This is a genomic window from Pseudonocardia aurantiaca (genome assembly GCF_039526725.1).
Lineage (GTDB): Bacteria > Actinomycetota > Actinomycetes > Mycobacteriales > Pseudonocardiaceae > Pseudonocardia > Pseudonocardia aurantiaca.
On sequence record NZ_BAAAJG010000002.1, the window covers coordinates 267904 to 292820 of the forward strand.

The following is a 24917-nucleotide window of genomic DNA, read 5'->3' on the forward strand; positions in this document are numbered from 1 at the left end:
GGGGAGGGCCGGCTCCAGCCGGACCGGCTCCTCTCCCTGCCGTGACCTGCCCTCTTCCACTCGAGAGACGGCGGCATGGCCGCCGCAGTCCCACCAACCCGAGAGGGTGCCATTCCGTTGGGTGAGAAACACGTCGTGCGCTTCGAGCCGGTCGGCATCGAGATCGAGGTGGACGAGAACCAGACGATCCTGCGCGCGGCTGCCGAGCAGGGCGTCCAGCTCATGCACGGCTGCAAGGAAGGGCAGTGCGCGGCCTGCAAGTCGTTCGTGCTCGAGGGCGACATGGACAACATCGATCTCGAGCGGTACTCGACGTTCGCCCTCCCCGACTACGAGAAGGAGGAGGGGCAGACGCTGCTCTGCCGGGCCCATCCGTACGAGGACCTGGTGATCGAGCTCCTCAACTACGACGAGGAGATCATCCGCTCCGGCCTGCCGCTGCGAAAGGGCGTGGTGGAGGTCGTCTCGAACGAAGCGGTGACTCACGACATGCGTCACCTGGTGGTGAAGCTCGTGGAGCCCGAGGAGATCAAGTTCTTCCCCGGGCAGTACCTCGACTTCATGGTGCCGGGCACTGAGGAGAGCCGCTCGTTCTCGATGGCGAACACGCCTAGCCGCGACGGGCGGTACGAATTCGTCATCAAGATCTACCCGGACGGGTTGTTCTCCCAGTTCCTGGACGAGCGGGTGAAGGTCGGAGACCGGCTCGACGTGGAGGGGCCGTTCGGCACCTTCACGCTTCGCGAGAGCCGGACATCCGACCTGATCTTCGTGGGCGGCGGGGCCGGGATGGCGCCGGTGCTCGGGTTGCTGCGGTCGATGGCCGAACGCGGAGTCGAGCGGAAGGCGACCTTCTACTACGGGGCGCGGGCCGCGCGCGACCTGTGCTTCGAGAAGGAGCTCGAACGGCTCGCCGAGAAGATGCCGGGATTCCGGTACATCCCGGCGCTGTCCGAGCCGGCCGAGGACGACGTATGGGACGGGCACACCGGCCTGATCACCGAGATCGTCCGTGCGAACGAATCATCGTTGGAAGGGATGGATGCCTATGTCTGCGGTCCGCCGCCGATGGTGGACGCGGCGATCGCGACTCTGACGGCACTCGGCGTGCGCGAGGAGCACATCTTCTACGACAAGTTCACCACTACCGGTGAACCGGAAGGCGAGGACGGCCCATGACCACCACCGAACGGCCCGAACGCAGCGTCCCGAAACCGGTTTTCACGGACGCCGAGGCCGGCGCACGGGAGTTCCCGGATTCGAGCGCGAGCGCCCGTCGTTACAACTACTTCCAGCCTGCCAAGCGCAAGCAGACCCACTACGAGGACGTCACCGTCGAGGTGCAGCCCGACCCGCGGCACTACCTGTCGCAGGGCTGGATCTACGGCTTCGCCAACGGTGACAACGGCTACCCGCTGCACTGGACGAAGCTCAAGGCGTGGGGCGTCGACAAGCCCGAGCCGCAGCGCGGTGTCGGCTCCGGCGGGCTGCCGAAGGACTTCACCTGGCCCGCCCACGGATGGCACGAGTTCCGTGATCCCAACGAAGAATGGGAGATGACGATCTACCGGTACGGCGCGAACGTCGTCCGGCAGCTGAACCAGAACGTCGAGAACGCCCGCAACGCCAAGGCGTTCGAGCAATGGACGCCGAACTGGGTCCGTTTCGTCGAGCGCAACGTCGGTGCGTGGATGCACGTCGAGCACATTCTCGGGCTTTATGTGTTCGCCGCCTGCAACCGCTCCGGCCCGACGAACATGCACAACACCGCGATGGCCGTGAACAGCGCCCACAAGATCCGGTTCGCGCAGGACCTGGCGCTGTACAACCTGACACTGACCGAGGAGATCGAGGGCTTCGACGGCACGGCGCACCTCGACGCCTGGAACAACGATCCGGTCTGGCAGGGCGTCCGCAAGGTGACCGAGGCGCTCACCGCCGTCGACGACGACTGGGGCGAATCGATCTTCGCCGCGAACGTCGTGTTCGAGCCGCTGCTCGGCGAGCTCTTCCGCAGCAACCTGGTGCAGCAGTCCGCGGCGGGCAACGGCGACTACGTGACGCCCACGCTCATCGGTGCGGGCGAGTACGACTATTCCCAGCGGGACCTGCGCTGGACGGTCGCGTGCTTCGCCCCGCTCACACAGGACCGCGAGTTCGCCGACCACAACAAGCAGCTCATGCAGGGCTGGCTGGCGAAGTGGGTGCCGCAGTGCCTCGAGGCGGCGCGCACCCTCCAGCCGATCTGGTCGCAGGCCGACCACAAGCCGCCGACGTTCGAGGACGCGCTCGATCGGGCCAAGAACCGGTTCGCCGGGATCGTCTCCGATCTCGGCCTGCAGACCCCGAAGGAGCTGAAGCAGTGACCTCGTACAAGACGGCCGAGAGCCCCTACCAGTCGAACAACACCGCGTCGGGCATGTGCGGCTTCACCCTGATGAACAACCAGGTTGGAGCGCTGGTCGCCCACGTCCTGGGCCGGCTCGACAACGTGAAGGTCACTCACCTCCCGTCGATGATCCGGGTCGACGCGACCGGCCGTTTCGACCTCGTCTACGCCGATGTCGACGACGAGGCAGGCGAGGAGGAGGGCTGGTTCGACGCGGCCGAGTTCGAGGAGAACATGTCCACCCACTACGGGCGCATGGTCCACCTCGACGACCGCACGATCATGTTCGCCAACCCCGAGGACGCAGCCGAGTACCTGGACTTCGACCTCAAGCCCGTCACGTAGATCCACCTCTCCCGGGTCGCCGCCCGCTGATCTACCGCGGGCGGCGGCCCGGTTCGCCGTTCGAGGCGGACAAGGACCCCCGCGCATCCAACCGACGAGACCCGCGAACCGTCCAGGAGGACACACCCCATGGCGAAGGAACTGCGATTCGGAGCGGACGCCCGGCGCCTGCTCCAGGCCGGCGTCGACCAGCTCGCCGAGGCTGTGAAGAGCACACTCGGGCCGAAGGGCCGCAACGTCGTCCTGGAGAAGATCACAGGCACGCCCGAGGTCACCAACGACGGCGTGACGATCGCGCGGGAGATCCACCTGCGTGACCCGTTCGAGAACATGGGCGCGCAGCTGCTCAAGGAAGCCGCGATCAAGACCAATGACATCGTCGGCGACGGCACCACCACCGCCACGGTGCTCGCGCAGGCCATCGTCCGCGAGGGCATGAAGGCCATCGAGAGCGGCGGCAACCCGGTACTGGTCAAGCGAGGCGTCGACGTGGCCGTCGGCGCCCTGGTACAGCGCCTGGCGCAGGTGGCGCACCCCGTGGCGAGCGAGCAGGACTACTCGCGCGTCGCGGCGATCTCCGCCAACGACGACGAGGCCATCGGCCGCGTTGTGGCGCGCGCCCTGCACACCGTCGGCAACGACGGCACCGTCACCGTCGAGGACTCCCCGACGATCGGACTCGAGGTCTCCTTCGTGGAGGACTTCGAGTTCGACAACGGCTACGTCTCGCCGTACCAGGTGACCGACCCCGGGCGGCTGGAGGCCGTGCTGGAGGACGCCTACCTGCTGTTCTCCGCGGAGAAGATCAAGGACGTCCGGTCCTTGATGCCCGTGCTGGAGCAGATCATGCGGGCCGACCGCAGGCCGCTGGTCGTGATCGCGGAGACCGTCGAGGGCACGGCGCTGCAGATGCTCGTGCACAACCACGTCAACGGCACGTTCCAGAACGTCGCGATCAAGGCCCCCGGCTTCGGTGAGAAGCGCATCCACCTGCTGGAGGACATGGCGGCGCTCTGCGGCGGGAAGGTGCACAGCAAGAGCTCGTCGTTCGCGCTGGAGCAGATCACCGTCGCGCACCTCGGGCGCGCAGCGCAGGTGCGCGTCACCAGCGACCACACCACGATCATCGGCGGGGCCGGGAGCCGCGAGGCCGTCGAGCTGCGGCTCACCCAGCTGCGCGCGGAGCTGGAACGCGCGACGATCGGCACCGACGAGGACTTCCTCGCCGAGCGGATCGCCCGGCTCTCGGGCAAGGCGGCGATCATCTGGGTCGGCGCGCCAACCAACGCGGAGGCCAAGGAGGTGCGCCACCGCGTCGACGACTCGCTGCAGGCCACCCGGGCCGCGATCGCCGAGGGGATCGTCGCCGGTGGTGGCTCCGCGCTGCTGCACGCCGAGCCCGCGCTCGATGCGCTGGAGGTCAGCGGCGACTACCGCATCGGCGTGGAGATCGTGCGTGGGGCGCTCACCGAGCCTGTGCACCTGATCGCCTCGAACGCCGGCTACGACGGCGACCAGGTGGTGAAGCAGGTGACCGCGATGGCCGCCGACGAGGGCTTCGACGCGCTGGAGGGCCGCTACGGGAACATGGTCGAGATGGGGATCATCGATCCCCTCCGGGTCGTCCGGTCCGCCCTGCAGAACGGGGCCTCCGTCGCCGGGCTGATCCTCACCACCAACTCGCTGGTGGCCGAGGAAGTGACGCCCTGGAACAAGGCGCTGATGACGGAGTTCGGGCCGCTCGACGAGGGCATCCCGCAGCCGTCACCCGATTCGAGCACCCCTCAGTCGCTCGGGCTCGGCCCGTCGGTCGGCTGAGGCGCGCGAGCCGGATCAGCCCGTGTACACCGTCGGGGGCCAGCGCATCCTCGTCGTCGACGCCCAGGTGCACGTGTGGGACGCGAGCCCGCACAACCAGGCGATCCCCGACGGGGAGGCCTACGCCACGGACCTGCTGCGCAGGCACCGGGAGCTCGACGGTGCCGGCGTACCCCCGCATGAGGCGGAGCGGGTCTCCGAGCAGAGCCTGACCCGTGACGTGTTCGGCGCGGGGCATGTCGACCGCGCGGTCCTGCAGCCCGTGGTGCTCGGCGACCTGTTCGTGCTCGGGTTCAGCCCGCTGGAGTGGCACGCCGAGATGGCGGGCTGGATGCCGGGGCGGTTCGTGCTGAGCGGTGAGCTGGACCCCGGCGGCGGGCAGCCGGGCGCGCGTGGCCTCGGGCCGCGGGTGCGGCGGTTCGACCTGCGCGGGCTGACGCTGTGCGAGCGGCACCGCCCGCGCGGCTGGCAGCGGCTGGACGACCCGTGGCTGCGGCGCACCCTCGGCCGGGCCGCGGCGGGGGGCGCAGACGTGGTGCATCTCGGGGTCGGGCCGTCGACCCTGCCCGCGCCGTGGCGGCGCGAGTTCGGCGGCCCCGCACCCCCGCCCGGTGCGGCGCTCCGCCGCCCGCCCCGGGTGCCGCGCTGGGCCGAGCCGGTGCAGGCCGGCTCGGCGCTGCCGGTGCGGACGCGGGCCGCGGAGCGGGTCGCCCCGGCCGGCTTCGACCCGGCGCAGTTCCGCGACCTGGCCCGCGCCCTCCCGCACGTCCGGTTCGTGCTCGGCGCGGGCTGCCTGCCGGAACGGCGGCTGCTGCGCCTCGCGGAGCTGCCCAACGTGCATGTCCTGCTCACCGAGATCCTGCCGTGGATCGGTTCGGAGGACTTCGCCCACGCCTTCGGGGCGCTGCTGCGGGCGTTCGGCGCAGACCGGCTGCTCTTCGGGAGCGGGTACCCGCTGGTGCGGCCGGGGCGGCTGGTGCGGGAGCTGGCCGCGTACCGGTTCCCCGACCACCTGCGCCACCGCTACCCGAGGTTCGACACGTCGGCGAAGCGCGTGGTGCTGGGCGACAACGCGGCCCGCCTGTACCGCATAGGCCGCCCCCTACCGTCAGCGGCAGCAGGGGCGTAAATCTGGCGCACTATGGGGCCACAACGCGCCCTACCGGGCCGTCGAACAGCGTTATGGAGCCATAACGCCTGTGGCCTCCGGTTCCTTGCCGGGGATTTTCGTCGGGTGGGAGATCGGGACCCGGGCCGTCTCGGGCATCAGCAGGATCGGCACGATCGCGATCGCCGCCGCGCCCATCAGGTAGTACGCCGGGATGGCGGTGTCGCCGGTGCGGTCGATCAGTGCGGTGATGATGAGCGGCGCGGTGCCGCCGAACGCCGCCGTCGACAGCGAGTAGCCGATGGAGAAGCCGCCGTACCGGTTGCGGGTGGGGAACATCGCAGGCAGCGCCGAGCCGATCGTGCCGAGCAGCATCACGAGCAGCAGCGCGAGGATCGCCATGCCGACCGTCACCGGCAGCGGGTCGCGCATCCCGATCAGTGCGATTGCCGGGTAGCTGAGCAGGACGAACCCGATCGCCGAGCCGAGTAGCAGCGGCTTGCGGCCGATCCGGTCGGACAGTGCGCCCACCGGCGCGATGACCAGCATCATCGCGAGCATCACGCCGATGATCACCAGCAACGCCTCGGTCTCGCTGATCCCCAGGACCTGCGTGAGGTACGTCGGCATGTACGTCAGGAGCGTGTACACGGCGACGTTGAGCAGGATCACGAAGCCGATCAGGTTGAGGATCTGCGGCCAGACCGCGCGCATCGTCTCGGTGAACGGGGCCCTGCTCGTCTCGCCCTCCTCCTGCGCGTGCCGGAACGCCGGGGTGTCCTCCAGCCGGCTCCGCAGGTAGAACCCGATCAGCCCGAGCGGTCCCGCGACGAGGAACGGGATTCGCCAGCCCCACGTGTGCAGGGCCTCGTCGGGGAGCATGAGTTGCACGGCGGTGGCGAGGCTCGCGCCGAGCACGTAGCCCGCAAGCGTGCCGAACTCCAGGAAGCTGCCGTAGAAGCCGCGCTTGCGGTCGGGTGCGTACTCGGCGATGAAGGTGGCCGCCCCGCCGTACTCGCCGCCTGTGGAGAAGCCCTGCACCAGCCGCGCGAGGAGCAGCAGGATGGGTGCCGCTACGCCGATCGAGGAGTAGCTCGGGATGAGCCCGATGAAGAACGTGGCCGCCGACATCATGATGATCGTGAACGCGAGCACCCTGCGGCGGCCGAACTTGTCGCCGAGCGGGCCGAGCAGGATGCCGCCGAAGGGGCGCAGCACGAACGGGATCGCGATCAGCGAGAACGCCAGCAGCGTCTGCACGGTCGGGTCGGCCTCGGGGAAGAAGTTCAGCCCGATCGTGGTGATGAGGTAGCTGTAGATCGCGTAGTCGAACCACTCGACCGCGTTGCCCATGGCCGCCCCGGCCACCGCGCGGTGCACGGTGCGCTTGTCCGGCTGCTCGATCGAGGCAGGCCGCTCTTGCGTTGACATGGTCGGCCAGGCTAGTTGGCACATCGCGACATCGCCGGACGAGCAGGGATCGCCGCAGGTCAGAGCCGGGGCGGCCAACCGCAGGCGAGGGTGGGCATCCCGTCGGTCGGCCCGTCCCAGGTGTAGGCCCACATCGGCCGCCCGTCCGGCGCGGCGAGCCGCACTCGCCGGTAGTCGCGGCCCTCGTACTCGTCGAGGCCGGGGAGCGCCGCAGCCGGGTCGTGCAGCGCCACCACCCAGCCCGCGGCCCGGCCGCCGGTGCCGGGGCGCAGGGCCGGGTAGCCGCGGCCGGTGTCGAACACCGTGCCGTCGACGGTCGCGCGCGCGGGCTCGCCCGCGCCGTTTGCCGCGACCAGATTCCACGACGGCCCGCCCGGCTGCAGGAGCCCGTAGACGAAGAGCGCCGCGGGCCACTCGTCGGGGTGCGGAGCGCCGGTCACGGTGTCGGCGTCGAGATCGTCACCGGGAGCCGCGTCGCCTTCCAGGACGAGCGCGGCGGCCTGCGGCACGTCCGCGCAGCGCGCGGCGGCGCCGTCCACGAGCAGCGGGCGCCGGGTGGCGGCGTGCCCGACGTAGCACCACGGGGCCTCGACGCGCATGCCGTCCTCGGTGTGCACGGTTCCGGTCCGCAGCCGCGCGAGCCGGAACCGCTCGTCGCGGCCCTCGCAGCGGTCGAGCACGGCGATCTGCTCCGGCGTGGCGAACCAGACGGCATGCTGCTCGACCACACCGGGGGCAGCGGCGAGCACGGCGGGGCGCTGGCCGTCGCGGTGCCGCAGGCCGGCGGCCCACACCGCCGCCACGCCCTCGGTGCGCGCCCGCAACACGACCACCGGGTCCGCGCCCAGCCCCAGCTCGCGGCGCAGCCACGTGATCTTGCCCGGGCAGCGGTTCGAGCCGTAGGAGAGCACCGGTAGCCGCCCTGCCATGGGAGCGGCGGCATGCGCGGCCAGCCAGGTGTCGAGCGGGACGCCCTCGACGCACCAGCCCGCCCGGGAGTCGGCCACCAGCGCGTGAGAGGCCTCGTCAACGTGCACGAACGAGGTAGGCGGAACCGCCCCGGGGTAAGGGTCGGCCGGGAAGTCCGCATCGGGCCATGCCACGACTGCACGGTACGGCCGGGACGCAGCCGATCACGGGGACCTCGGGACCCGGCGGTCCACCCGCAGCAGGTACTCCGCCCGGTCCAGCGGGTCGGGAACGGGCCGGGCGTGCTCCGGCACGGCCCCACGGACCGGGCGGTAGCGGGCGAAGTCGCACTCCAGCAGGCCTTCGCCCCGCGTCAGCGACGGGAGCCGCATTCGCAGCTCGTGCACCCGCGCGGCGGGGATCTCCCCCGCCAGCAGGGCAGCCGACCGTTCGCCGGTCTGCCCGTCCACCACCGCGCCCAGCCGCACCAGCGCGGGCAGCACGGCCTCGACCGCGCCCACCGGCACCTCGAGGTGGAAGCCGTGCATCGGCTCGTGGACCACGGTCCCGGCCCGGCGCAGTGCAGCCATCAGCACGAGCGGGGTCAGGTGCCGGAAGTCGCGGCCCGTGCTCGACATGCTCTTGTCGAACACCGCGTGCGCGTGGCTCTGCCGGGGCGAGTAGCCGGAGTGGGTCATCGTGACCGCGCAGTCCGTGACCTTCCACCCGTGCAGCCCGTGGCGCAGCGTCCGGTGCACGGACTCCTCCACCGCGGTGAAGAACGCGGTGGGCATCGCGCCCAGCTCCACCTCCAGCCCGAACCGGACGCCGCTGCCGACCGGGCCCGGCTCCACACGCAGCCCGACCGTGGCGAGGAACGGGTTCGGCTCGACGCCGTTGCGTTCCAGTGCCGACCCGACGCCGAGCGGGCGCTCGATGCAGACGGTCGTCGTCTCCCGGAAGGTGACGTCGACGCCGAAGTCGGCGGCCAGGGTGGCCTGGATGACCTCCTTCTGCACCTCGCCGTAGAGCGAGACGGACAGCTCCTGCCCGGCGTCGTCCAGGCTGAGGCCGATCAGCGGGTCCTGCTCGGCGAGCTGCGTGAGCGCGACCTGCAGCCGGCCCCGGTCGCGCGGATGCCGTGGGACCACCACGGTCTCCAGGGTGGGCGGGGCGAAGAAGTGCTCGTCGGCAACGGCAGCGGTGCCGGCGGACTCGCCGATCCGCACCTCGCCGAGCCCCCTGACCTTCGCGATCCGCCCGGCCGTGACCTCGTCCCGGCGGGTCGTCGTGCCGCCCTCGAAGACGTCGATCGCCGTCACCTTCGTCTCGCGCCGATGTCCGAACGTCACCTTGTCGCGCGCCCGCAGGGTGCCTTCGAACACGCGGACGTAGGCGATCCGCTCGCCCGCAGGGCCCCGCTCCACCTTGAACACCCTGGCCGCGAGCGGGCCCCCGGGGTCGCCCGCGCCGGCAGGCAGCAGTGCGGCGATCCCGTCGACCAGCGCATCGACACCTGCTCCGGTGATCGCGGAGCCGAAGAACACCGGGTGCACCCGGGCCTGTCTCACCTGCACCGTGAGCGCACGCCGGAGCCGGTCGTACGGGAGGCCGGCATCGCCCTCGACGTAGGCCGCGAGCAGGGCATCGTCGTGTTCGGCGAGCACCTCGGTGAGCCGGGCCCGGAATGGCGCGTCGGCGCCGGTGAAAGGTGCGTACGCGGCCCGACGGGTGCCCAGGTGCTCCACCGAACCCATCGCGACGACCCCGGGCGCCAGGCGCGCGGACAGGCTCTGCAGCACGTCGCCGTACCCGGCGCCGGTGCGGTCGATCTTGTTGACGAAGATCAGGGTGGGGATGCGCAGCCGCTGAAGCGTGCGCATCAGCACGCGGGTCTGCGCCTGCACACCCTCGACGGCCGAGACCACGAGCACGGCGCCGTCGAGCACGCTCAGCACGCGCTCCACCTCGGCGATGAAGTCGGGGTGGCCAGGGGTGTCGATCAGGTTGACCGTGACGCCGCCGGCGACGACAAGCGAGACGACCGCCGACTTGATCGTGATTCCGCGCTGGCGTTCCAGGTCGAGTGTGTCGGTGCGGGTGCTCCCCGCGTCGACGCTGCCGACCTCCTCGATGACGCCTGCGGTGTGGAGCAGGCGCTCGGTCAGGCTGGTCTTACCGGCATCGACGTGCGCGACGATCCCGAGGTTGAGTGCTGTCAAGTGGCCTCATGTCCGGTGCGAGGGCGGGCGGGGACATGAAGACCTGCCTCATCGGTGTGCTCCTCGGTCGCCGGACGGTGTGATGGGAAGGACAGCAGGTGGCCGCCCTGGCGGGCAACCGGGTTTCAGGCGGTGGCGGTGGCGGTGCGGCGGCGGCGCAGGCGCCGGGTGAGCACCCCGTGCTTCGGTGAGAGGAGCAGCGCGAGCGCGAAGCACAGCGCGCAGACCAGGCCCATCGCGCCGGCGATCGAGCTGTCCATGGGGATGGCGATCGCGTACCCGGCCGCAGCACCGATCCAGCCGACGGCCACCGTGATCCCGACCATCACGACGAGCCGGTCGGTGAGCAGGTACGCGGTGGCCGCAGGCACGATCAGCAGCGTCACCACGAGGATCGCGCCCACGGCGTCGAACGAGGCGACGGCCGTGATGGCGACGGCCACCAGCAGGAGCCGGGAGAGCAGTCGCGGTCGCAGCCGCACGGTCGCCCCGAACTGCGGGTCGAACGTCGTCGCCTTGAGCTCCTTCCACAGGAGCGCCACGAGCAGCAGGTTGAGCGCCACCACACCGCCGAGCACCAGGCCGGAGCGGGCCACCTCGTACCCGCCGATCTGCACGGTGTCGAACGGGACGAACGCGATCTCGCCGTAGATCGTGGAGTCGAGGTCGAGGTGGATGCCCTCGGCATAGCGGGTGATGCCGAGCACGCCGAGCGCGAAGAGCGCGGGGAACACCAGCGCGATCGCGGCGTCGGAGGCCACGAGCCCGGTGGCGCGCAGCGCGTCGATCGCGAGCACGCACACCACGGCGAATGCCGCGGCGCCGATGATCACCGGCAGGGGGGCGCGGGTCTGCGCCACCAGCCAGACGGCGACGATGCCGGGCAGCACGGCGTGGCTGACGGCGTCGGACAGCAGGGCGATCCGTCGCAGCACGAGGAACGGCCCCAGCAGCCCGCACGCCGTGGCCACCAGCCCGGCGATGACGACGATCAGCAGCCCGTCAGGCACGGCTGCCGCCGTTCGCCAGCGCCCGAAGCTGCGCCACGGCGTCCGCGCCGAGGCTGCCGGGCAGGTCGGCCGGGTCCGGCTCGCGGGCGTCGGGCAGCTCGACGGACGCGCCGTGCGCGAGCCAGGCCGTCCAGAGGGCCCGGCGGTCGGCCAGGTCGGCGGCCGCGGCCTGGCCGGCTGGGGTGAGCGTGCGGCCGTCGGCGGCCAGCAGGCCGCGGCGGCGCAACCCGGCCCGGGTGACGCGGTCGCGCAGCCCGGTGACGGGCGCGCCCGGTTCGACGAGCACGGCATCCCGGCGCACCGCGCGGCGCCGGGCCGCGAGCCGCTGCGCCCGCCAGAGCACCCCGCGCCCCGGTGCGAACAGCAGGGCGGCGACCGCCACCGCGAACCCGGTGAGCACCACGACGGGGCCCGTCGGGAGCCGGCCGCGGGTGGCCGCCAAGGCGCCGACGACGCCGACCGCCGCGCCGACCAGCCCGGCCAGAACCAGCACGCGGGGGAAGCGGTCGGCCAGCTGGCGGGCGGTGACGGTGGGGACCACCAGCATCGCGACCATGAGGATCGCACCGACGATCCGCACCCCGATCACGACGGCCACCACGAGCAGCGCCGTCATGACCGTCTCCAGCACGCGCACCGGGAGGCCGATGGCACCCGCGTACGCCGGGTCGAAGAGTGTGGTGGTCAGGGCCCGGCGGGCCACCCCGACCACGAGCAGCGCCACCGCGCCGAGTGCGGCCATCACGGCCACGTCTCCTGCGAGCAGCCCTGCGGCCTGCCCGAAGAGGTAGTTCTCCAGGCCGGCCTGGTCGGCGTCGGTGGAGTTGGAGAGGTGGGTCAGCAGCACGATCCCGAGCGCGAAGAACCCGGACAGGACCACACCCGTGGCCGCGTCGGGCGGGATACGACCGGTGCGCTCGACACCCACCATGAGCAGCGCCGCCACCAGCCCGGCCACAGCCGCGCCCAGCAACAGGCCGGGCACATCCTTGACCCCGGCGACGAGGAACGCCACACACACGCCAGGGAGCGTCGAGTGCGCCACGGCGTCCCCGACGAGGCTGCGTCGCCGCAGCACCGCGAACGCGCCGAGCACCCCGCTCGTGACACCGAGGACGAGCGCTCCCGCGACCACAACCGCGTCGGTGTAGGTCAGGCCGGCCACGGCGCTCAGCCCACCCAGCTCGCGTCGGCGCCGTAGGCCTCGCGCAGCGCGTCGGGTGTGAGCACCTCCTCGGTGGGCCCGCAGCCCAGCGCCCGCACGTTGAGCAGCAGCGCCCAGTCGAACGCGGCGCGCACTTGAGCCATGTCGTGGTGCACGACCACCACGGACGTGCCGTCGTCGCGCAGCTCGCCCAGGAGCGCGAGCAGGTCGGCCTGGGTGCGCGCGTCGATCCCGGCGAACGGTTCGTCCATCACGAGCACGGGCGCCCGCTGGGAGAGCGCGCGGGCGAGGAAGATGCGCTGCCGCTGCCCGCCGGAGAGCTGGCCGATCTGGCGCCGTCCGTAGTTCGCCATGCCCACACGCTCGAGGCACTCCGCCGCGATCACGCGGTCGGCCCGCCCGACCCGCCGGAACCACCCGGCGCTGCGGTAGCGGCCCATCTCCACGACCTCGCGCACGGTGATCGGGAAGTCCCAGTCGACCGATTCGCGCTGCGGCACGTAGGCCACGCGGTCGAGCGCGTCCCGGCCCTCGACACCGTCGATCAGCACGCGGCCCGCGTCGGCCGGGACGAGCCCGAGCGCGGCCTTCAGCAGCGTCGACTTGCCCGCCCCGTTCGGCCCGACTATCGCCGAGAGCTGCCCGGCGGGGAAGCTGCAGGAGACCTCCCACAGCACCGGGGCCGACCGGTAGGACACCGTCAGGTGCCGGACCTCCAGTGCATTGTCGGTGCGCGTCCCCCGCGGGGCCGCCTGCACCGACGACGAGCTGACTCTGACGAGCACGGTCACCCTCCCTGTTCCCCGCCGGCCGGTACCCCTGTCGCCAGATGCACGCCGCCGCCCAGCCCATCGGCGATCCGGTCGGCGTTGGCCCGCAGCATCCCCACGTACGTGCCTTCCGGCGTGCCGGGCGTCCCGGCGGCGTCGGTGTACAACTCCGCTCCCACGTGCACCTGCGCTCCGCGCTGCGCGGCAGCGGCGACCAGCGCGTCGATCGTCTGCGGGGGCACGCTCGACTCGACGAACACCGCGGGCACCCCGCGGTCGGCGATCAGCTCCGCCACCCGCTCGACGTCGGCCGTGGTGGCCTCGGCCGCGGTGGAGATGCCCTGGATGCCCGCGACGTCGAGCCCGTAGCGGCGGCCGAAGTACTCGAAGGCGTCGTGGGAGGTGACGAGCAGCCGCCGTTGCGGCGGGATCGACGCGAGACGCTGCCGGACGTAGCCGTCCAGCGCGGTCAGATCGGCGAGGTAGGAGTCGAGCCCCGCGCGGTAGTCGGCGGCGTGCGCCGGGTCGCGGGCGGCGAGTGTCGCCGCGATCGTGCGGCTCACCTGCTCCCACAGCCCGACGTCGAACCAGACGTGCGGGTCGTACTGCTCCTTGGCGCCAGGTGCGGGGCTGAGCAGCTGGTCGCGGGGGATGTCGTCGGTGACGGCCTTCGTGAGCTGGCGCGCGGAGAGGTCGGCGAGGAGGTCGGCCATGCGCCCCTCGAGCTGCAGCCCGCCGTAGAAGATGACGTCCGCGCCGCGCAGCGTCTGCACGTCGCCTGCGCTCGCCCGGTACAGGTGCGGGTCGACGCCGGGACCCATCAGCCCGCTGACCTCGACCCTCGCGCCCCCGATGCGGGCGACCGTGTCGGTGATGAAGTTCGTGGTCGTGGTGACGCGGACCGGCCGGTCGCCGATGGGCTGGTCGCTCGGGGGAGGGGCGGCGACGCAGCCGGTGAGCACGGCGAGCCCGAGCGCCATGGCGGCCAGTACGGTGCGGCGCCCGGCGCCGCGCCTACCAACCGTCATTAGCCACCTCTAACTCTGGGCTGAGTCTTCGCTAACACCGCACGATAGAGGCAATTCCCGCGATCGGGCAGCTCAATCTGAGACTGCGGCCGACGGCCGGACCCAGGGTTAGGGTCGACAGCGTGCTGCCGCGGACGATCGAGTGGGTGGACGGCCGGATCGTGCTCGTCGACCAGACCGCGCTGCCGGAGGTCCGGCAGCTCACCGTCGGCACGGTCGACGAGCTGGTGGACGCGATCCGGCGGCTCGTCGTGCGGGGCGCCCCGGCGCTCGGCGCGGCAGGGGCGCTCGGGATCGCTATGGCCGCTCGCACGCTGAGCGGTGCCGAGCTGGAAGCCACCGCCGCGCGGCTCGCCGCTGCCCGCCCGACAGCGGTCAACCTCGCCGTCGGTGTGAGCCGCGCGCTGGCCGCGGCGCCCGGCGGCCCGGACGCCGTGCTCGCCGCCGCCGTCGCCGTGCTGGACGAGGACGCGGCCGCGTGCCGGGCAATCGGGAACCGCGGCGCGGACCTGCTCGCGCAGCTGTGCGGGGAGCAGCCGCTGCGGTTGCACACGCACTGCAACGCGGGTGCGCTGGCCACCACGGAGTGGGGCACGGCGCTGGGTGTGGTGCGGTCGCTGCACCTGGCGGGCCGCGTGGAGTACGTCGTCGCGGACGAGACGCGCCCGCTCCTTCAGGGCTCCCGCATCACGGGAGTGGAGCTGGCGGCGATCGGCGTGCCGCACCGGATCGTCGTGGACGGGGCCGGACCGTCGATCATCGCGCGCGGGCTCGTCGACGCTGTTGTCGTGGGCGCCGACCGGGTGGCGGCCAACGGGGACGTGGCCAACAAGATCGGCACCTACCCGCTGGCGCTCGCGGCGTCCCGGGCCGGGATCCCGTTCATCGTCGCGGCGCCCGAGTCGACGCTCGATCCGGACACGGCGGACGGTGCCGCGATCGAGATCGAGGAGCGCGAACCCGACGAGGTGCTGGTCGTGGGCGGGGCGAAGGTGGCGCCCGAGAGCAGCGAGGCGTGGAACCCCGCATTCGACGTGACTCCCGCGGACCTGGTGACGGCCGTGGTGACCGAGGATCGGGTCTGGCGGCCAGCGGAGTGACCACTACGACCGGCATCACCGGCACGGCGTTCCGGCTGATGCTCGGAGCGACCGTGCTCGGGTTCGGCGGCTACGCGCTCCTGCTGGCAGTCGTGCCGCTGTGGGCGGCCGCCGGTGGTGCGGGCGCACTCGGCGCTGGCGCGACCACGGGCGTGCTGATGGCGACCACCGTCGCCACGCAGCTCCTGGTGCCGTGGCTGCTGGTCCGGCTCGGGTATCGCTGGGTGCTCGCGCTCGGGCTCCTCTTCCTCGGCGCGCCGGCGCCGCTGCTCGCCCTCTCGTCCCACCTCGCGCCGGTGCTGGCGATCTCCGCCGTCCGCGGCGTCGGGTTCGGGCTCGTGACCGTGGCGGGAAGCGCGCTCGTGGCCGAGCTCGTGCCGGCCGCCCAGCACGGGCGGGCCGCAGGCCGGTACGGGCTGGCGGTCGGGCTGCCCCAGCTCGTGCTGCTCGCCGCCGGGCCGGCCATGGTCGATCGCCTGGGGTTTGCCGTCGTCTTCGTCGCGGCGGGGGTGCTGCCGCTCCTCGGGCTGCTGCTCGTCCCGGGCATCCGGGTGCCGGCGGGGCGTGCGCCGGACCCGCCTGCCGCTCGTGTGCCCGGCTCGCTCACCCGCTGGGCAGTGCCCCCGGTGGTCGCGATGCTCACCTGCTCGATCGCCCAGGGTGGACTGATCACCTTTCTGCCGCTGGCGGTCCCGGACGCCGGGCTGCTCGTCGCGCTCGCGCTGCTGGCCACGTCCGCGGGCGGGCTGCTCGGCCGGCTCGTGGCCGGTGAGCTGGTCGACCGGCGCGGCTGGGGCGGGCGGCTCCTCGCGCCCGGCATGCTCCTGGCCGCGATCGGGCTGGTGGTAGAGGTCGCCGCAATCGGCAGCGGCGGTGGTGTGCTGCTCGCCGTGGGTGCCGCCGCCGTCGGCGTCGGGTTCGGGGCCGTGCAGAACGACGCGCTGACCGCCCTGTTCACGGCGTTCGGCCGCGCCCGCTACGGGGCGGCGAGCGCGGCCTGGAACATCGCCTTCGACGCCGGTACCGGCCTCGGAGCGGTGGGGCTCGGCGCCGTCGCGGAGCCGTTCGGGTTCGGCGCCGCGTTCGCGACGGCGGCGGCGCTGCTGTGCGGTGGGGTACTGGCTGTCAGGCTGGGGCCGAGGTCGGGAGTCCATGGGCTCGCGCCGCCTCGCTGAGGCGACCGTCGTACGTGAGCACGGCGTCGACGTCCTCGCCGTCGGCGTAGATCAACACCGCTCCTCGTCGCGAGTCTCCTGGAGCACCTCGGAAGGCGTCCTCTCACCCGGCCGAGCCTCGAGCGGCTCAAGCGTGGCCGGCGTCTCCTTGAGGTTGCCCTTGGCGAGCCGCACCTGGCCTGCTGCCACCATGCGCTGGAAGTTGGTGGTCGGCTCGTGGGCCGGCACCAGGTAGGCCACCACTTCACCCCGGTCAGTGACCGCGATGCGGCGGCCCTTCTTCGCCATGGCGACATAGCGCGAGGCGTGCTGCTGCAGCTCGCTGATGCTGATGCTGATGCTGATGCTCGCCGGTTCGCTCACACGCAAAATGTGCCACAGGTGTGCGACGGCTAATGCCCCCGCGCGATCCACTCCTCCAGGTGCGGGAGCTCCGCGCCGATCGTCGTCGAGTCGCCGTGACCCGTGCGCACCGTGGTGTCGCCGGGCAGGGTCAGCAGCTTCTCGCGGATCGAGTCGATGATCGTGTCGAACGACGAGTAGGACCGCCCCGTGGCGCCGGGCCCGCCCTGGAAAAGGGTGTCGCCGGTGAAAACGGTGCCCAGCTCCGGTGCGTACAGGCAGGACGAGCCGGGGGAGTGGCCCGGCGTCTGCAGCACGCGCACCACCACCCCGCCCGCGGTGAGGGTGTCACCGTCGGCGAGCGGGCGGTCGGGTGTTCTGTCCGGGTGGGTCATCTCCCACAGCGGCGCCTCGGCCGGGTTCAGGAGCACGGGCGCGCTGAACCGGTCGGCCAGGGCCGGCGCCTGGTTGACGTGGTCGTCGTGGGCGTGGGTGCACACCACGGCGACGACCCGCCGGTCGCCGACCGCGTCCGCGATCGCGTCGGCGTCGTGCGCGGCGTCGATCACGAGCACCTCGCGGTCGTCGCCGACGATCCAGACGTTGTTGTCGACGTCCCAGGTGCCGCCGTCGAGGGAGAACGTGCCCGAGGTGACGACGTGGTCGACCGGGCTCACAGGACCACGACCGAGCGCAGGACCTCGCCGCGTTCCATCCGGTGGAAGGCCTCCTCCACCTGGTTCAGGGCGATGGTCTCGCTGACGAACTTCTCCAGCGGGAACCGGCCCTGCAGGTACAGGTCGATCAGCGCCGGGAAGTCGCGGCTGGGCAGGCAGTCGCCGTACCAGGACGACTTGGTCGCCCCGCCGCGGCCGAACACGTCGATCAGCGGCAGTTCGATGGTCATGTCCGGCGTCGGGACGCCTACCAGCACCGCGATGCCGGCCAGGTCGCGGGCGTAGAAGGCCTGCTTGAAGGTCTCCGGGCGGCCGACGGCGTCGACCACCACCCGCGCGCCGTTGCCGTCGGTGAGGGCCTGCACGCCCTCGACAGGGTCCTGCTCCCGGGAGTTGATGGTGTGGGTGGCGCCGAACTCCTTGGCCCACTCCAGCTTCCGGTTGTCGACGTCGATCGCGATGATCGTGGTCGCACCGGCCAGTGCGGCGCCCGCGATCGCCGCGTCGCCCACGCCGCCGCAGCCGATCACCGCCACCGAGTCACCCCGGCGCACCCCGCCGGTGTTGATCGCCGCGCCCGCGCCTGCCATGACGCCGCAGCCCAGCAGACCCGCCGCCTCCGGCTTGGCCGCCGGGTTGACCTTCGTGCACTGCCCGGCGTGCACCAGCGTCTTCTCGATGAACGCCCCGATCCCCAGCGCCGGGGTGAGCTCCTGGCCCGACTGCAGGGTCATCTTCTGCGAGGCGTTGTGAGTGGAGAAGCAGTACCAGGGTTCGCCCCGGCGGCAGGCGCGGCACGTGCCGTCGACCGCCCGCCAGTTCAGGATCACGAAGTCGCCGGGCGCGACGTCGGCGACCCCCTCGCCGACCGACTCGACGATGCCGGCGGCCTCGTGGCCCAGCAGGAACGGGAACTCGTCGTTGATCCCGCCCTCCCGGTAGTGCAGGTCGGTGTGGCAGACCCCGCAGGCCTGGACCTGCACGACTGCCTCGGCAGGCCCGGGATCGGGGACAGTGATCGTCTCCAGGGAGACCGGCTTCCCCTTGCTGTGCGCGACGACCCCGCGGACCTGTTGCGGCATGGCTTCCTCGCCTTCACTGCTGTCCTGAGCTCTCATGCGCAGCGTGCCATGCAATGGCCCGATAGGTACCGTCCGGCTCATGATCGAACGAGAGGACGACGGCGACGCCGTGCTGGGAGAGGCGCGCGTCGCGGTGCTGCGGCTGGCCCATGGCCCGGTCAACGTCTTGGACATCGAGCTCTGCCGGGCCATCACGGAGCGGTTCCGCGCGCTCGCCGACGACCCGGTGCAGGCCGTCGTCGTCACCGGAACGGACCGCGCCTTCTCGGCAGGTGTCGACCTGAAGCGCTACCTCGACGGGGGCGCTGCCTACGTCGAGCGCTTCCTCCCTGCGCTCGCCGACGCTTTCCACGCCGTCTTCGAGCTGGGCAAGCCGGTGGTCGCGGCCGTCACCGGGCACGCCATCGCGGGCGGCGGCGTCCTTGCCGCCTGCGCGGACGTGCGGCTCATGGCAGAGGGCCGGGGCCGGATCGGGGTGCCGGAGCTGCGGGTCGGGGTGCCGTTCCCGCGGATCGCGATCGAGGTGCTGCGGTACACGGTCGGGGACGTCACGGCCCGCAAACTGTTGCTCGGGGCGCAGACCTACTACCCGTCGGAGGCGCTCGCGCTCGGGCTCGTCGACCGGGTGGTCGAACCGGATGACCTGCTGTCCGAGGCTGTCACGACGGCGCGGACGATGGCGGCGGGCATCCCCGGGGACACGTTCGCCGTCACGAAGGCGCAACTGCGGCGCGACGCGCTCGAGCGCACGGCCCGCTACGCCGACGAGGCCGCCGAGCTGACCCGCCTGTGGAACCTCCGGGTGATCGACGGCTGGACCGAGCGCTACCTCGAGTCCGTGCTGCGCAAGAGCTAGAGGAGGGTCAGCGAGACGTCAGCGTGGCGATGGCCGCGTCGACGTAGGACCGAAGGTCGGCGCTCTCCGGTGCGAGGGCGGGCGTGGCGTGCGCGAGCTGCGCGTGGCCGAGATACGCGGTGTAGGCCAGCAGGCTGCGCTGCCTCGCCTCCTCCGGGCCGAACCCGAGCCGGGCGAACATGTCGGTGAGGTAGCCGAGGCGCCGCCGGGTGACCCGTTCGAGCACCGGTGCGACAAGCGGGTGTCCCGCCGTCGGCTGCAGCGCCAGCTCGACGCTATCGCTGGGGCGGGTGCTGTTGCTCCCGAGCGCGATGGTCAGCAACAAGCGCAACCTGCGGTGCGGGTCGGGCTCCTGCTCGACGATCGTGATGACCTCTTCGGTGTGGGTCCGCTCCCATTCCGAGAGCGCCGCCTCCAGCAGCGCGTCCCGGTTGGCGTAATGCCAGTAGAAGCTGCCCTTCGTGGTGCCGAGCCGGGCCGCGATCGGCTCGACGGCCACCGCCGCGACCCCGCCGGTCGCGAGCGCCTCCAGCGCGGCCGCCGTCCAGTCCTGTGCCGTCAACCGCTTCCGCTCCGCCACGGCCATACGCTACCGTATGGTTGTTCCATACGGTGGCGTACGGAGGTCCGGCGATGATTCGCAACGTCCATGAACGGCTCGTCCCTGCGCCGGTGGCGCAGGTCGGCCCGTTGCTCGACCGGCTCGGCGGTCCGGACGACGTGCTGTGGCCCGTCCCGGCGTGGACGCCGCCGATGGTGCTCGACGGGCCGGTGGCCCTCGGGGCTGCGGGCGGGCACGGCCCCATCCGTTACCGGGTCACGGCCCACGAGCCGGGCCGGCGCGTCGAGTTCACCGTCGATCCGGGCCTCGGCCTGCATGGCACGCACACCTTCACCGCGGAGTCGGCAGGGTCGGACGCAACCCTGCTGCGGCACGTCATCGACGGCCGGACCAGCGGCGCGATGCTCGTCGGCTGGCCGCTCGTCGTGCGCTGGCTCCACGACGCCGTGCTGGAGGACCTCCTCGACAACGCCGAGCGGGCGGTGGGCGCCGAGCCTGCGCGGCAGGCCCGCTGGTCGCCATGGGTCCGGCTGCTGCACCGGCTCGAGGCCGACCGGGCCGTGGCGACGTCGGTGCCCGACACTCCGTTGCTTGCGACGGCGCTCCCGCGGGTCGACTGGGCCGACGCCTACGCCGTTCCGGCCCGTCCCGGTGCGCCGACCGATCCGCAGGTCTGGGCCAACGCCGTGTTCGGCGATCCGCCGCCATGGGTGCTCGGGCTTCTCGACCTGCGGCAGCTGCTCGTCGGGTTCGTCGGCATCGACCGCGCGGGCGCGACGCCGTTCGCCACCGTGGCCCGCTCCGGCGACGAGGTGCTGCTCGGCTCGGACGAGCGCCACCTCGACTTCCGTGTCTCCGTCCGCCGTGAGCCCACCCGGGTCGTCGTGACGACGGTGGTGTGCGTGAACAACGCCCGCGGCCGGGTGTACAGCGCGCTCGTGCGGCTGGTGCACCCGGCGATCGTGCGCGCGATGCTGGCGGCCGCGGCATACCGCCTGTCGCGTCCTGGCCGCGCAGTCGCGGATGCGTCCACGTCGTAGCCGGAGCCCGCTGATCAGGCCGAATGGCTCTGCCTGCGCGCCGCATCCGGGGCGACCATGGGTTGCATGCCCGCCCTCGTCCGCCGCGCCATGGAGTTCGAGGTCGCGGGATGGCGGAGTCTCGGGCGGTTGCTGCTGCGCCGGCCCGACGTCGCCCCCGGGGACACGCCCTTCGGCCACGGCGGCCCGCGGCTGGCGATGACGATGATGGCCGCGCTGTCGGCACTGGAGGTCGTCGTGGTCGACACGCTGCTGCCGTGGCCGTCGCTGCGGCCCGCGGTGCTGGTGCTCGGCGTCTGGCGGACCGTGTTGGTGCTCGGGCTCCTCGCCGGGCTGCTGGTCCACCCACACGCCATGGGGCCGAGCGGGCTGCGGGTCCGGCACGGCGCAGGTGTCGACGTGCGGATCCCGTGGGACGCGGTGGCGGGCGTGCGCCGGGTGCGGCGCAGCCGCGACGGGCGCGGCGTGCAGGTGGAGGGCGCCGTCCTGCACGTGGTGGTCGCGGGACAGACGACCGTGGAGGTAGTGCTCCGTCGCCCGTTCGCCGTCACCCTGTCGGGCGCGCGGACTGCCACGATCAAAGAGCTCCGGTTCCATGCCGACGACTCGGCAGGGTTCGTCACGGCGGCACGCGCCCGGGTGGACGCGGCGGCCCGCGTCCGGCGGCGGTGATCTTGTCGCTCGGCCGCAGAGGCTGTCGCGTTCGTCCAATCAGAGCGGACGGGCCCGGTCGGAGGATGACGCCATGACGACGACCGCCGGACGCTTCGACCTGACGAGCTGGGACGAGGAGGTCTTCGACGACGCCGAGGGCGCGAAGCTCGTGCGGGTGCGCAACACGAAGGCCTTCGAGGGCGGCCTCTCCGGCACGAGCGCCGCGGAGATCCTCCAGGCCCTCGCGCAGGACGGCTCCGCCGCGTACGTCGGGATCGAGCGGGTGACCGCAGCCATCGACAGGCGGAAGGGCACGTTCGTGCTGCGGCACTCGGCAGTCGGAGGCGCGGACGGCGGCGGCGACTTCCGCGTCGACGTGGTGCCCGGCTCGGGCACCGGTGAGCTGGCCGGCCTGCGCGGGGAGCTGGCGATCGTACGAGCCGACGACGGCGAGCACACCTACACGTTGGAGTACGAGCTCGGCTGAAATCCGCTCGACGGCAGCGCGGGTAATGCGGTGGTCTCGCCCCGTGGACACGCGGCGGCACGGCTCCCGGCTCACCTTCGACGAGGTGCCGGAGCGGGTGCGCACGGCGATCGAGGACATCCTCGGATCGGCGGTCGTGGCCGCCCGCAGCCAGCCGCTGGGGTTCTCACCAGGGCTGGCGGCGCGCCTGGTGCTGGCCGACGGGCGTCGCGCGTTCGCGAAGGCGGTGGGGCTCGAGCGCAACGTCGACTCACCGGGTGCGCACCGCCGCGAGATCGGCGTGCTGAGTGCGCTGCCGCCCGGGCTCCCGGTGCCGGCGCTGCTCGGCAGCTACGACGACGGCGACTGGGTCGCGATCGTCACCGAGGACGTCGACGGGATGGCACCGGTCGAGCCCTGGCGGCCCGTCGAGCTGCGCCGGGTCGTCGACGCGATGGCCGTGCTCGCCGCCGACCTGACGCCCAGCCCGATCGACGCGCCCCCGATCGCCGACCTCGACACCGAGATGTTCTGCGGCTGGCGAACTCTCGCCGCCGATCCTGCGTCCGCCGCCGCGTTGGGCCCGTGGGTCGTCGAGCGGCTCGACGAGCTGGCCGCGATCGAGTCGACATCGGTCGGGGCGGCTGAAGGCGGCTCGCTCGTCCACTGCGACCTGCGTGCCGACAACGTGTTGCTCACGCCGGACCGCGTGGTGTTCGTCGACTGGCCGCACGCCCGGATCGGCGCCCCGTGGCTCGACCTGCTGTTCCTGCTGCCGAGCGCAGCGGCAACGGGCACCGACCCGCAGCCCGTATGGGCCGGCTTCCCGCCTGCGCGGGAGGCCGACCCGGATGCGGTCACGGCGGTTCTCGTCGGCCTGACGGGATTCTTCCTGTACGGCTCGCTGCAACCGCCGCCGCGCAACCTCCAGCGGCTACGGGCGTTCCAGCGTGCCCAGGGCGAGGCGGCCCTGCGCTGGCTGCGCGCCCGCCTCGGCTGAGCTTGTTCAGCCCTTGCTGGGTCAGCCCTTGTTCTCGTACGTCGGCACGATGACGGCGCGGGCCAGCGTGTGGCTGAACAGGTTGAAACCGAGGAAGGCCGGGGTGGCGTCCGCCGGCAGCCCGAGGCTCTCGACGTCCACCGCGTGCACGGCGATGAAGTACCGGTGGGGGCCGTGGGCGGGCGGGGGCGCGGCGCCGACGAAGCGCTTCGTACCCGCGTCGTTCGCGAACTGGACGGCGCCGGCGGGCAGGCCGGAACCCTCGTCGTCGCCCGCGCCGGTGGGCAGCGAGGTGACCGACGCCGGGATGTCGGCCACGGCCCAGTGCCAGAAGCCGGAGGCGGTGGGGGCGTCGGGGTCGTACACGGTGACGGCGAAGGACTTCGTGCCCTCCGGGAACCCGCTCCACTCCAGCTGCGGCGACGCGTCCTCGCCGCCGGCGCCCATCACCCCGCTGCGGTGCGGGGTCGAGAGCTCCTGCCCGTCGGCGACGTCGGTGCTCGTCACCGTGAAGGACGGGACGTCGGGGAGCTCGTCGTAGGGTTTGCGACTCATCAGATTGTCCTTCCACGAGGGATTCCTGCGGTCGCGGTGATCGTCCTCCCGCCCGGACGGCGCCGCATGGCCACGGTACGGCGGCCGTTGCGACCGTTGCGTCCGAGCGGCGGCGACCGTCACACGTACGAGCGACGTCGGCTAGTCAGTCCCGCAGCTCAGTCCCGCAGCTCAGTCCCGCAGCTCAGTCCCGCAGCGGCGCCGGCTCGCCGAGCGCGTCCGCGATCACGGGCGGGATCTCGCGCTTGCCGGAGCCGTCGGTCGCGATCACCACGTACATGCTGCGCCCGGCGCACGTGACCTCGTGCCCGTCGCGGCGCACCTCGAAGTCGAGCGCGAAGCTGGTGCGGCCGATCCGCGCGGTGGACACGGCCACCTCGATGGCGTCCTGCCAGCGCACACCCGACTTCCAGTCGATCTCCGACCGCACGACCTGCACGTCGTAGCCCGCCTCCAGCATCGCCGGGTAGGGGAGGCCGCGGGCGGCGAGAAACGCGGTCATCGCGTCGTCGAAGTACGCGAGGTACCAGGAGTTGAAGACCACGCCCTGCGCGTCGACCTCGAGGTACCGGACCGGGACGGGATGGGTGAAGACATCGCTCACGTCGGCGCTCCTGCCCGCGAGTACTCCGCAGGCCCGAACACCACGAGCACGGCGAGGTCCTTGGTGACGTCGGTGAATCGGTGCGGCTCGCCTGCCGGCACGAACACGACGCTCCCCGGTCCGACGTCGGTGCTGCCCGACTCCGCCTCCAGCCAACCCCGGCCGCTGACCACGACGTAGATCTCGTCCTCGGTGTGCGGCTGCTGCCCGTCCTTGCCGCCGACGGGGATGCAGTACGTGCCGACGGAGAGATCTGGAACCCGGAGGTGTTCCTCGTAGTGACTGGGCTTCCCGTCGGGGACCGAGAAGGCGGCTGCGCCCTGCAACACCTGCATGTCGCGACCGTACCGGGACGATCAGGGGATTCCGGCTGCGTCCGCCATCGCGTGCATCTGGTGGTCGAAGTGCTCGGCGCGGTGGGCGAACATCTCGTCGAGCCTGCCGAACACCTCGAAGCTGATCAGGCCGAACAGCTGTGTCCAGGCGGCGAGACCGGCCAGCATCACGCGGTCGGACGCGCGCGAGTCGGGGACGCCACCGGGTGCCTGCCCGACGAGCCGCGCGAGGTCGGCGCGCAGTCAGGCGGGCGGGTCACGCGGCGTGGCGGCG

Annotated in this window: 27 protein-coding genes; 12 read left to right on the forward strand and 15 right to left on the reverse strand. The window is 72.3% G+C overall.

All coding sequences use genetic code 11. The features are described 5' to 3' along the window. Window positions 1-117 precede the first annotated feature (117 nt). From ABD143_RS03215 to ABD143_RS03235, 5 genes are all read left to right on the forward strand, one after another. Complete coding sequence (locus ABD143_RS03215) at window positions 118-1179, forward strand: FAD-binding oxidoreductase (RefSeq protein ID WP_343970920.1); 1062 nt, start codon at window positions 118-120, stop codon at window positions 1177-1179. Next, window positions 1176-2366 carry an aromatic/alkene monooxygenase hydroxylase subunit beta gene (locus tag ABD143_RS03220; protein ID WP_343970923.1) on the forward strand — a complete coding sequence of 397 codons (1191 nt, stop codon included), beginning with the start codon at window positions 1176-1178 and terminating at the stop codon, window positions 2364-2366. Before ABD143_RS03215 ends, ABD143_RS03220 begins: the two co-directional genes overlap by 4 nt. Further along, on the forward strand, window positions 2363-2734 hold the full coding sequence (gene mimD / locus ABD143_RS03225; protein WP_343970926.1) for a propane 2-monooxygenase effector subunit MimD: 372 nt from the start codon (window positions 2363-2365) through the stop codon (window positions 2732-2734). The genes ABD143_RS03220 and mimD overlap by 4 nt, the downstream gene beginning before the upstream one ends. A 129-nt stretch (window positions 2735-2863) precedes the next feature. Beyond that, window positions 2864-4552, forward strand: coding sequence for a chaperonin GroEL (gene groL / locus ABD143_RS03230; RefSeq protein ID WP_343970929.1), 1689 nt, complete (start codon window positions 2864-2866; stop codon window positions 4550-4552). 22 nt (window positions 4553-4574) lie between these two features. Then, a complete protein-coding gene (locus ABD143_RS03235) occupies window positions 4575-5681 on the forward strand; it encodes an amidohydrolase family protein (protein ID WP_343970932.1) in 1107 nt (368 codons plus the stop codon). Window positions 5682-5732: 51 nt separating this feature from the next. Here the strand turns inward: ABD143_RS03235 and ABD143_RS03240 are convergent, their stop codons facing one another. The 7 genes from ABD143_RS03240 to ABD143_RS03270 all read right to left on the reverse strand — a co-directional run bounded on the left by ABD143_RS03240 (window position 5733) and on the right by ABD143_RS03270 (window position 14195). Beyond that, window positions 5733-7091, reverse strand: a complete 1359-nt coding sequence (locus ABD143_RS03240) for an MFS transporter (RefSeq protein WP_343970935.1) — start codon at window positions 7089-7091, stop codon at window positions 5733-5735. A gap of 59 nt (window positions 7092-7150) precedes the next feature. Beyond that, complete coding sequence (locus tag ABD143_RS03245; RefSeq protein WP_343970938.1) at window positions 7151-8194, reverse strand: gamma-glutamylcyclotransferase family protein; 1044 nt, start codon at window positions 8192-8194, stop codon at window positions 7151-7153. Window positions 8195-8224: 30 nt separating this feature from the next. Further along, entirely contained in the window at window positions 8225-10222 is a 1998-nt protein-coding gene (locus ABD143_RS03250) for a GTP-binding protein (RefSeq protein WP_343970941.1), read from the reverse strand. Window positions 10223-10347: 125 nt separating this feature from the next. Beyond that, entirely contained in the window at window positions 10348-11232 is an 885-nt protein-coding gene (locus ABD143_RS03255; protein WP_343970944.1) for a metal ABC transporter permease, read from the reverse strand. Further along, window positions 11225-12397 (reverse strand): metal ABC transporter permease, encoded by a 1173-nt coding sequence (locus tag ABD143_RS03260; protein WP_343970947.1) that lies wholly within the window; start codon window positions 12395-12397, stop codon window positions 11225-11227. The genes ABD143_RS03255 and ABD143_RS03260 overlap by 8 nt, the downstream gene beginning before the upstream one ends. Before the next feature lie 5 nt (window positions 12398-12402). Continuing rightward, window positions 12403-13182 (reverse strand): metal ABC transporter ATP-binding protein, encoded by a 780-nt coding sequence (locus tag ABD143_RS03265; protein ID WP_343970950.1) that lies wholly within the window; start codon window positions 13180-13182, stop codon window positions 12403-12405. Between the two features lie 2 nt (window positions 13183-13184). Continuing rightward, entirely contained in the window at window positions 13185-14195 is a 1011-nt protein-coding gene (locus ABD143_RS03270) for a metal ABC transporter solute-binding protein, Zn/Mn family (protein WP_343970952.1), read from the reverse strand. A gap of 125 nt (window positions 14196-14320) precedes the next feature. Here ABD143_RS03270 and mtnA point away from each other — a divergent pair, with 125 nt between their 5' ends. After that, complete coding sequence (gene mtnA / locus ABD143_RS03275; RefSeq protein WP_343971637.1) at window positions 14321-15295, forward strand: S-methyl-5-thioribose-1-phosphate isomerase; 975 nt, start codon at window positions 14321-14323, stop codon at window positions 15293-15295. After that, window positions 15292-16470: an MFS transporter gene (locus ABD143_RS03280; RefSeq protein WP_343970954.1), complete on the forward strand. Its 1179-nt coding sequence runs from the start codon at window positions 15292-15294 to the stop codon at window positions 16468-16470. Before mtnA ends, ABD143_RS03280 begins: the two co-directional genes overlap by 4 nt. A 51-nt stretch (window positions 16471-16521) precedes the next feature. On the opposite strand, the gene ABD143_RS03285 is transcribed toward ABD143_RS03280, so the two are convergent. The 3 genes from ABD143_RS03285 to ABD143_RS03295 are packed head-to-tail and all read right to left on the reverse strand — an operon-like array spanning window position 16522 to window position 18571. Further along, the gene (locus ABD143_RS03285) at window positions 16522-16833 is read right to left on the reverse strand and encodes a type II toxin-antitoxin system prevent-host-death family antitoxin (protein ID WP_343970956.1); all 312 of its coding nucleotides are present in this window, start codon (window positions 16831-16833) and stop codon (window positions 16522-16524) included. A 29-nt stretch (window positions 16834-16862) separates the two neighbouring features. Beyond that, window positions 16863-17489, reverse strand: coding sequence for an MBL fold metallo-hydrolase (locus ABD143_RS03290; RefSeq protein ID WP_343970960.1), 627 nt, complete (start codon window positions 17487-17489; stop codon window positions 16863-16865). After that, entirely contained in the window at window positions 17486-18571 is a 1086-nt protein-coding gene (locus ABD143_RS03295) for an S-(hydroxymethyl)mycothiol dehydrogenase (protein ID WP_343970963.1), read from the reverse strand. Before ABD143_RS03295 ends, ABD143_RS03290 begins: the two co-directional genes overlap by 4 nt. A gap of 79 nt (window positions 18572-18650) precedes the next feature. Here ABD143_RS03295 and ABD143_RS03300 point away from each other — a divergent pair, with 79 nt between their 5' ends. Next, the gene (locus tag ABD143_RS03300; RefSeq protein WP_343970967.1) at window positions 18651-19427 is read left to right on the forward strand and encodes an enoyl-CoA hydratase/isomerase family protein; all 777 of its coding nucleotides are present in this window, start codon (window positions 18651-18653) and stop codon (window positions 19425-19427) included. 7 nt (window positions 19428-19434) lie between these two features. Here the strand turns inward: ABD143_RS03300 and ABD143_RS03305 are convergent, their stop codons facing one another. Continuing rightward, entirely contained in the window at window positions 19435-20007 is a 573-nt protein-coding gene (locus ABD143_RS03305; protein WP_343970970.1) for a TetR/AcrR family transcriptional regulator, read from the reverse strand. 53 nt (window positions 20008-20060) lie between these two features. Here ABD143_RS03305 and ABD143_RS03310 point away from each other — a divergent pair, with 53 nt between their 5' ends. From ABD143_RS03310 to ABD143_RS03325, 4 genes are all read left to right on the forward strand, one after another. Continuing rightward, window positions 20061-21029, forward strand: coding sequence for a DUF2867 domain-containing protein (locus ABD143_RS03310; RefSeq protein ID WP_343970971.1), 969 nt, complete (start codon window positions 20061-20063; stop codon window positions 21027-21029). Between the two features lie 66 nt (window positions 21030-21095). Then, window positions 21096-21701: a hypothetical protein gene (locus tag ABD143_RS03315; RefSeq protein WP_343970973.1), complete on the forward strand. Its 606-nt coding sequence runs from the start codon at window positions 21096-21098 to the stop codon at window positions 21699-21701. A 73-nt stretch (window positions 21702-21774) separates the two neighbouring features. Then, the gene (locus ABD143_RS03320; protein ID WP_343970976.1) at window positions 21775-22170 is read left to right on the forward strand and encodes a DUF3224 domain-containing protein; all 396 of its coding nucleotides are present in this window, start codon (window positions 21775-21777) and stop codon (window positions 22168-22170) included. Window positions 22171-22213: 43 nt separating this feature from the next. Continuing rightward, window positions 22214-23149 (forward strand): phosphotransferase, encoded by a 936-nt coding sequence (locus ABD143_RS03325; RefSeq protein ID WP_343970979.1) that lies wholly within the window; start codon window positions 22214-22216, stop codon window positions 23147-23149. 21 nt (window positions 23150-23170) lie between these two features. Here ABD143_RS03325 and ABD143_RS03330 read toward each other — a convergent pair whose 3' ends face one another. The 4 genes from ABD143_RS03330 to ABD143_RS03345 form a co-directional block, all read right to left on the reverse strand. Beyond that, the gene (locus ABD143_RS03330) at window positions 23171-23704 is read right to left on the reverse strand and encodes a YbhB/YbcL family Raf kinase inhibitor-like protein (protein WP_343970982.1); all 534 of its coding nucleotides are present in this window, start codon (window positions 23702-23704) and stop codon (window positions 23171-23173) included. Between the two features lie 184 nt (window positions 23705-23888). After that, complete coding sequence (locus ABD143_RS03335) at window positions 23889-24308, reverse strand: acyl-CoA thioesterase (RefSeq protein ID WP_343970985.1); 420 nt, start codon at window positions 24306-24308, stop codon at window positions 23889-23891. After that, window positions 24305-24643, reverse strand: coding sequence for a cupin domain-containing protein (locus tag ABD143_RS03340; protein ID WP_343970988.1), 339 nt, complete (start codon window positions 24641-24643; stop codon window positions 24305-24307). Before ABD143_RS03340 ends, ABD143_RS03335 begins: the two co-directional genes overlap by 4 nt. Window positions 24644-24664: 21 nt before the next feature. After that, complete coding sequence (locus ABD143_RS03345) at window positions 24665-24886, reverse strand: WHG domain-containing protein (RefSeq protein ID WP_343971640.1); 222 nt, start codon at window positions 24884-24886, stop codon at window positions 24665-24667. Between the last annotated feature and the right edge of the window lie 31 nt (window positions 24887-24917).

Excerpts from the sequence above, each read along its gene's own strand:
- ABD143_RS03320 (WP_343970976.1), top strand. The coding sequence starts at position 21,775 with ATGACGACGACCGCCGGACGCTTCGACCTGACGAGCTGGGACGAGGAG.
- ABD143_RS03340 (WP_343970988.1), bottom strand. The coding sequence starts at position 24,643 with ATGCAGGTGTTGCAGGGCGCAGCCGCCTTCTCGGTCCCCGACGGGAAG.
- ABD143_RS03270 (WP_343970952.1), bottom strand. The coding sequence starts at position 14,195 with ATGACGGTTGGTAGGCGCGGCGCCGGGCGCCGCACCGTACTGGCCGCC.
- ABD143_RS03315 (WP_343970973.1), top strand. The coding sequence starts at position 21,096 with ATGCCCGCCCTCGTCCGCCGCGCCATGGAGTTCGAGGTCGCGGGATGG.
- ABD143_RS03330 (WP_343970982.1), bottom strand. The coding sequence starts at position 23,704 with ATGAGTCGCAAACCCTACGACGAGCTCCCCGACGTCCCGTCCTTCACG.
- ABD143_RS03240 (WP_343970935.1), bottom strand. The coding sequence starts at position 7,091 with ATGTCAACGCAAGAGCGGCCTGCCTCGATCGAGCAGCCGGACAAGCGC.
- groL (WP_343970929.1), top strand. The coding sequence starts at position 2,864 with ATGGCGAAGGAACTGCGATTCGGAGCGGACGCCCGGCGCCTGCTCCAG.
- ABD143_RS03300 (WP_343970967.1), top strand. The coding sequence starts at position 18,651 with ATGATCGAACGAGAGGACGACGGCGACGCCGTGCTGGGAGAGGCGCGC.
- ABD143_RS03220 (WP_343970923.1), top strand. The coding sequence starts at position 1,176 with ATGACCACCACCGAACGGCCCGAACGCAGCGTCCCGAAACCGGTTTTC.
- ABD143_RS03295 (WP_343970963.1), bottom strand. The coding sequence starts at position 18,571 with ATGCCGCAACAGGTCCGCGGGGTCGTCGCGCACAGCAAGGGGAAGCCG.
- ABD143_RS03310 (WP_343970971.1), top strand. The coding sequence starts at position 20,061 with ATGATTCGCAACGTCCATGAACGGCTCGTCCCTGCGCCGGTGGCGCAG.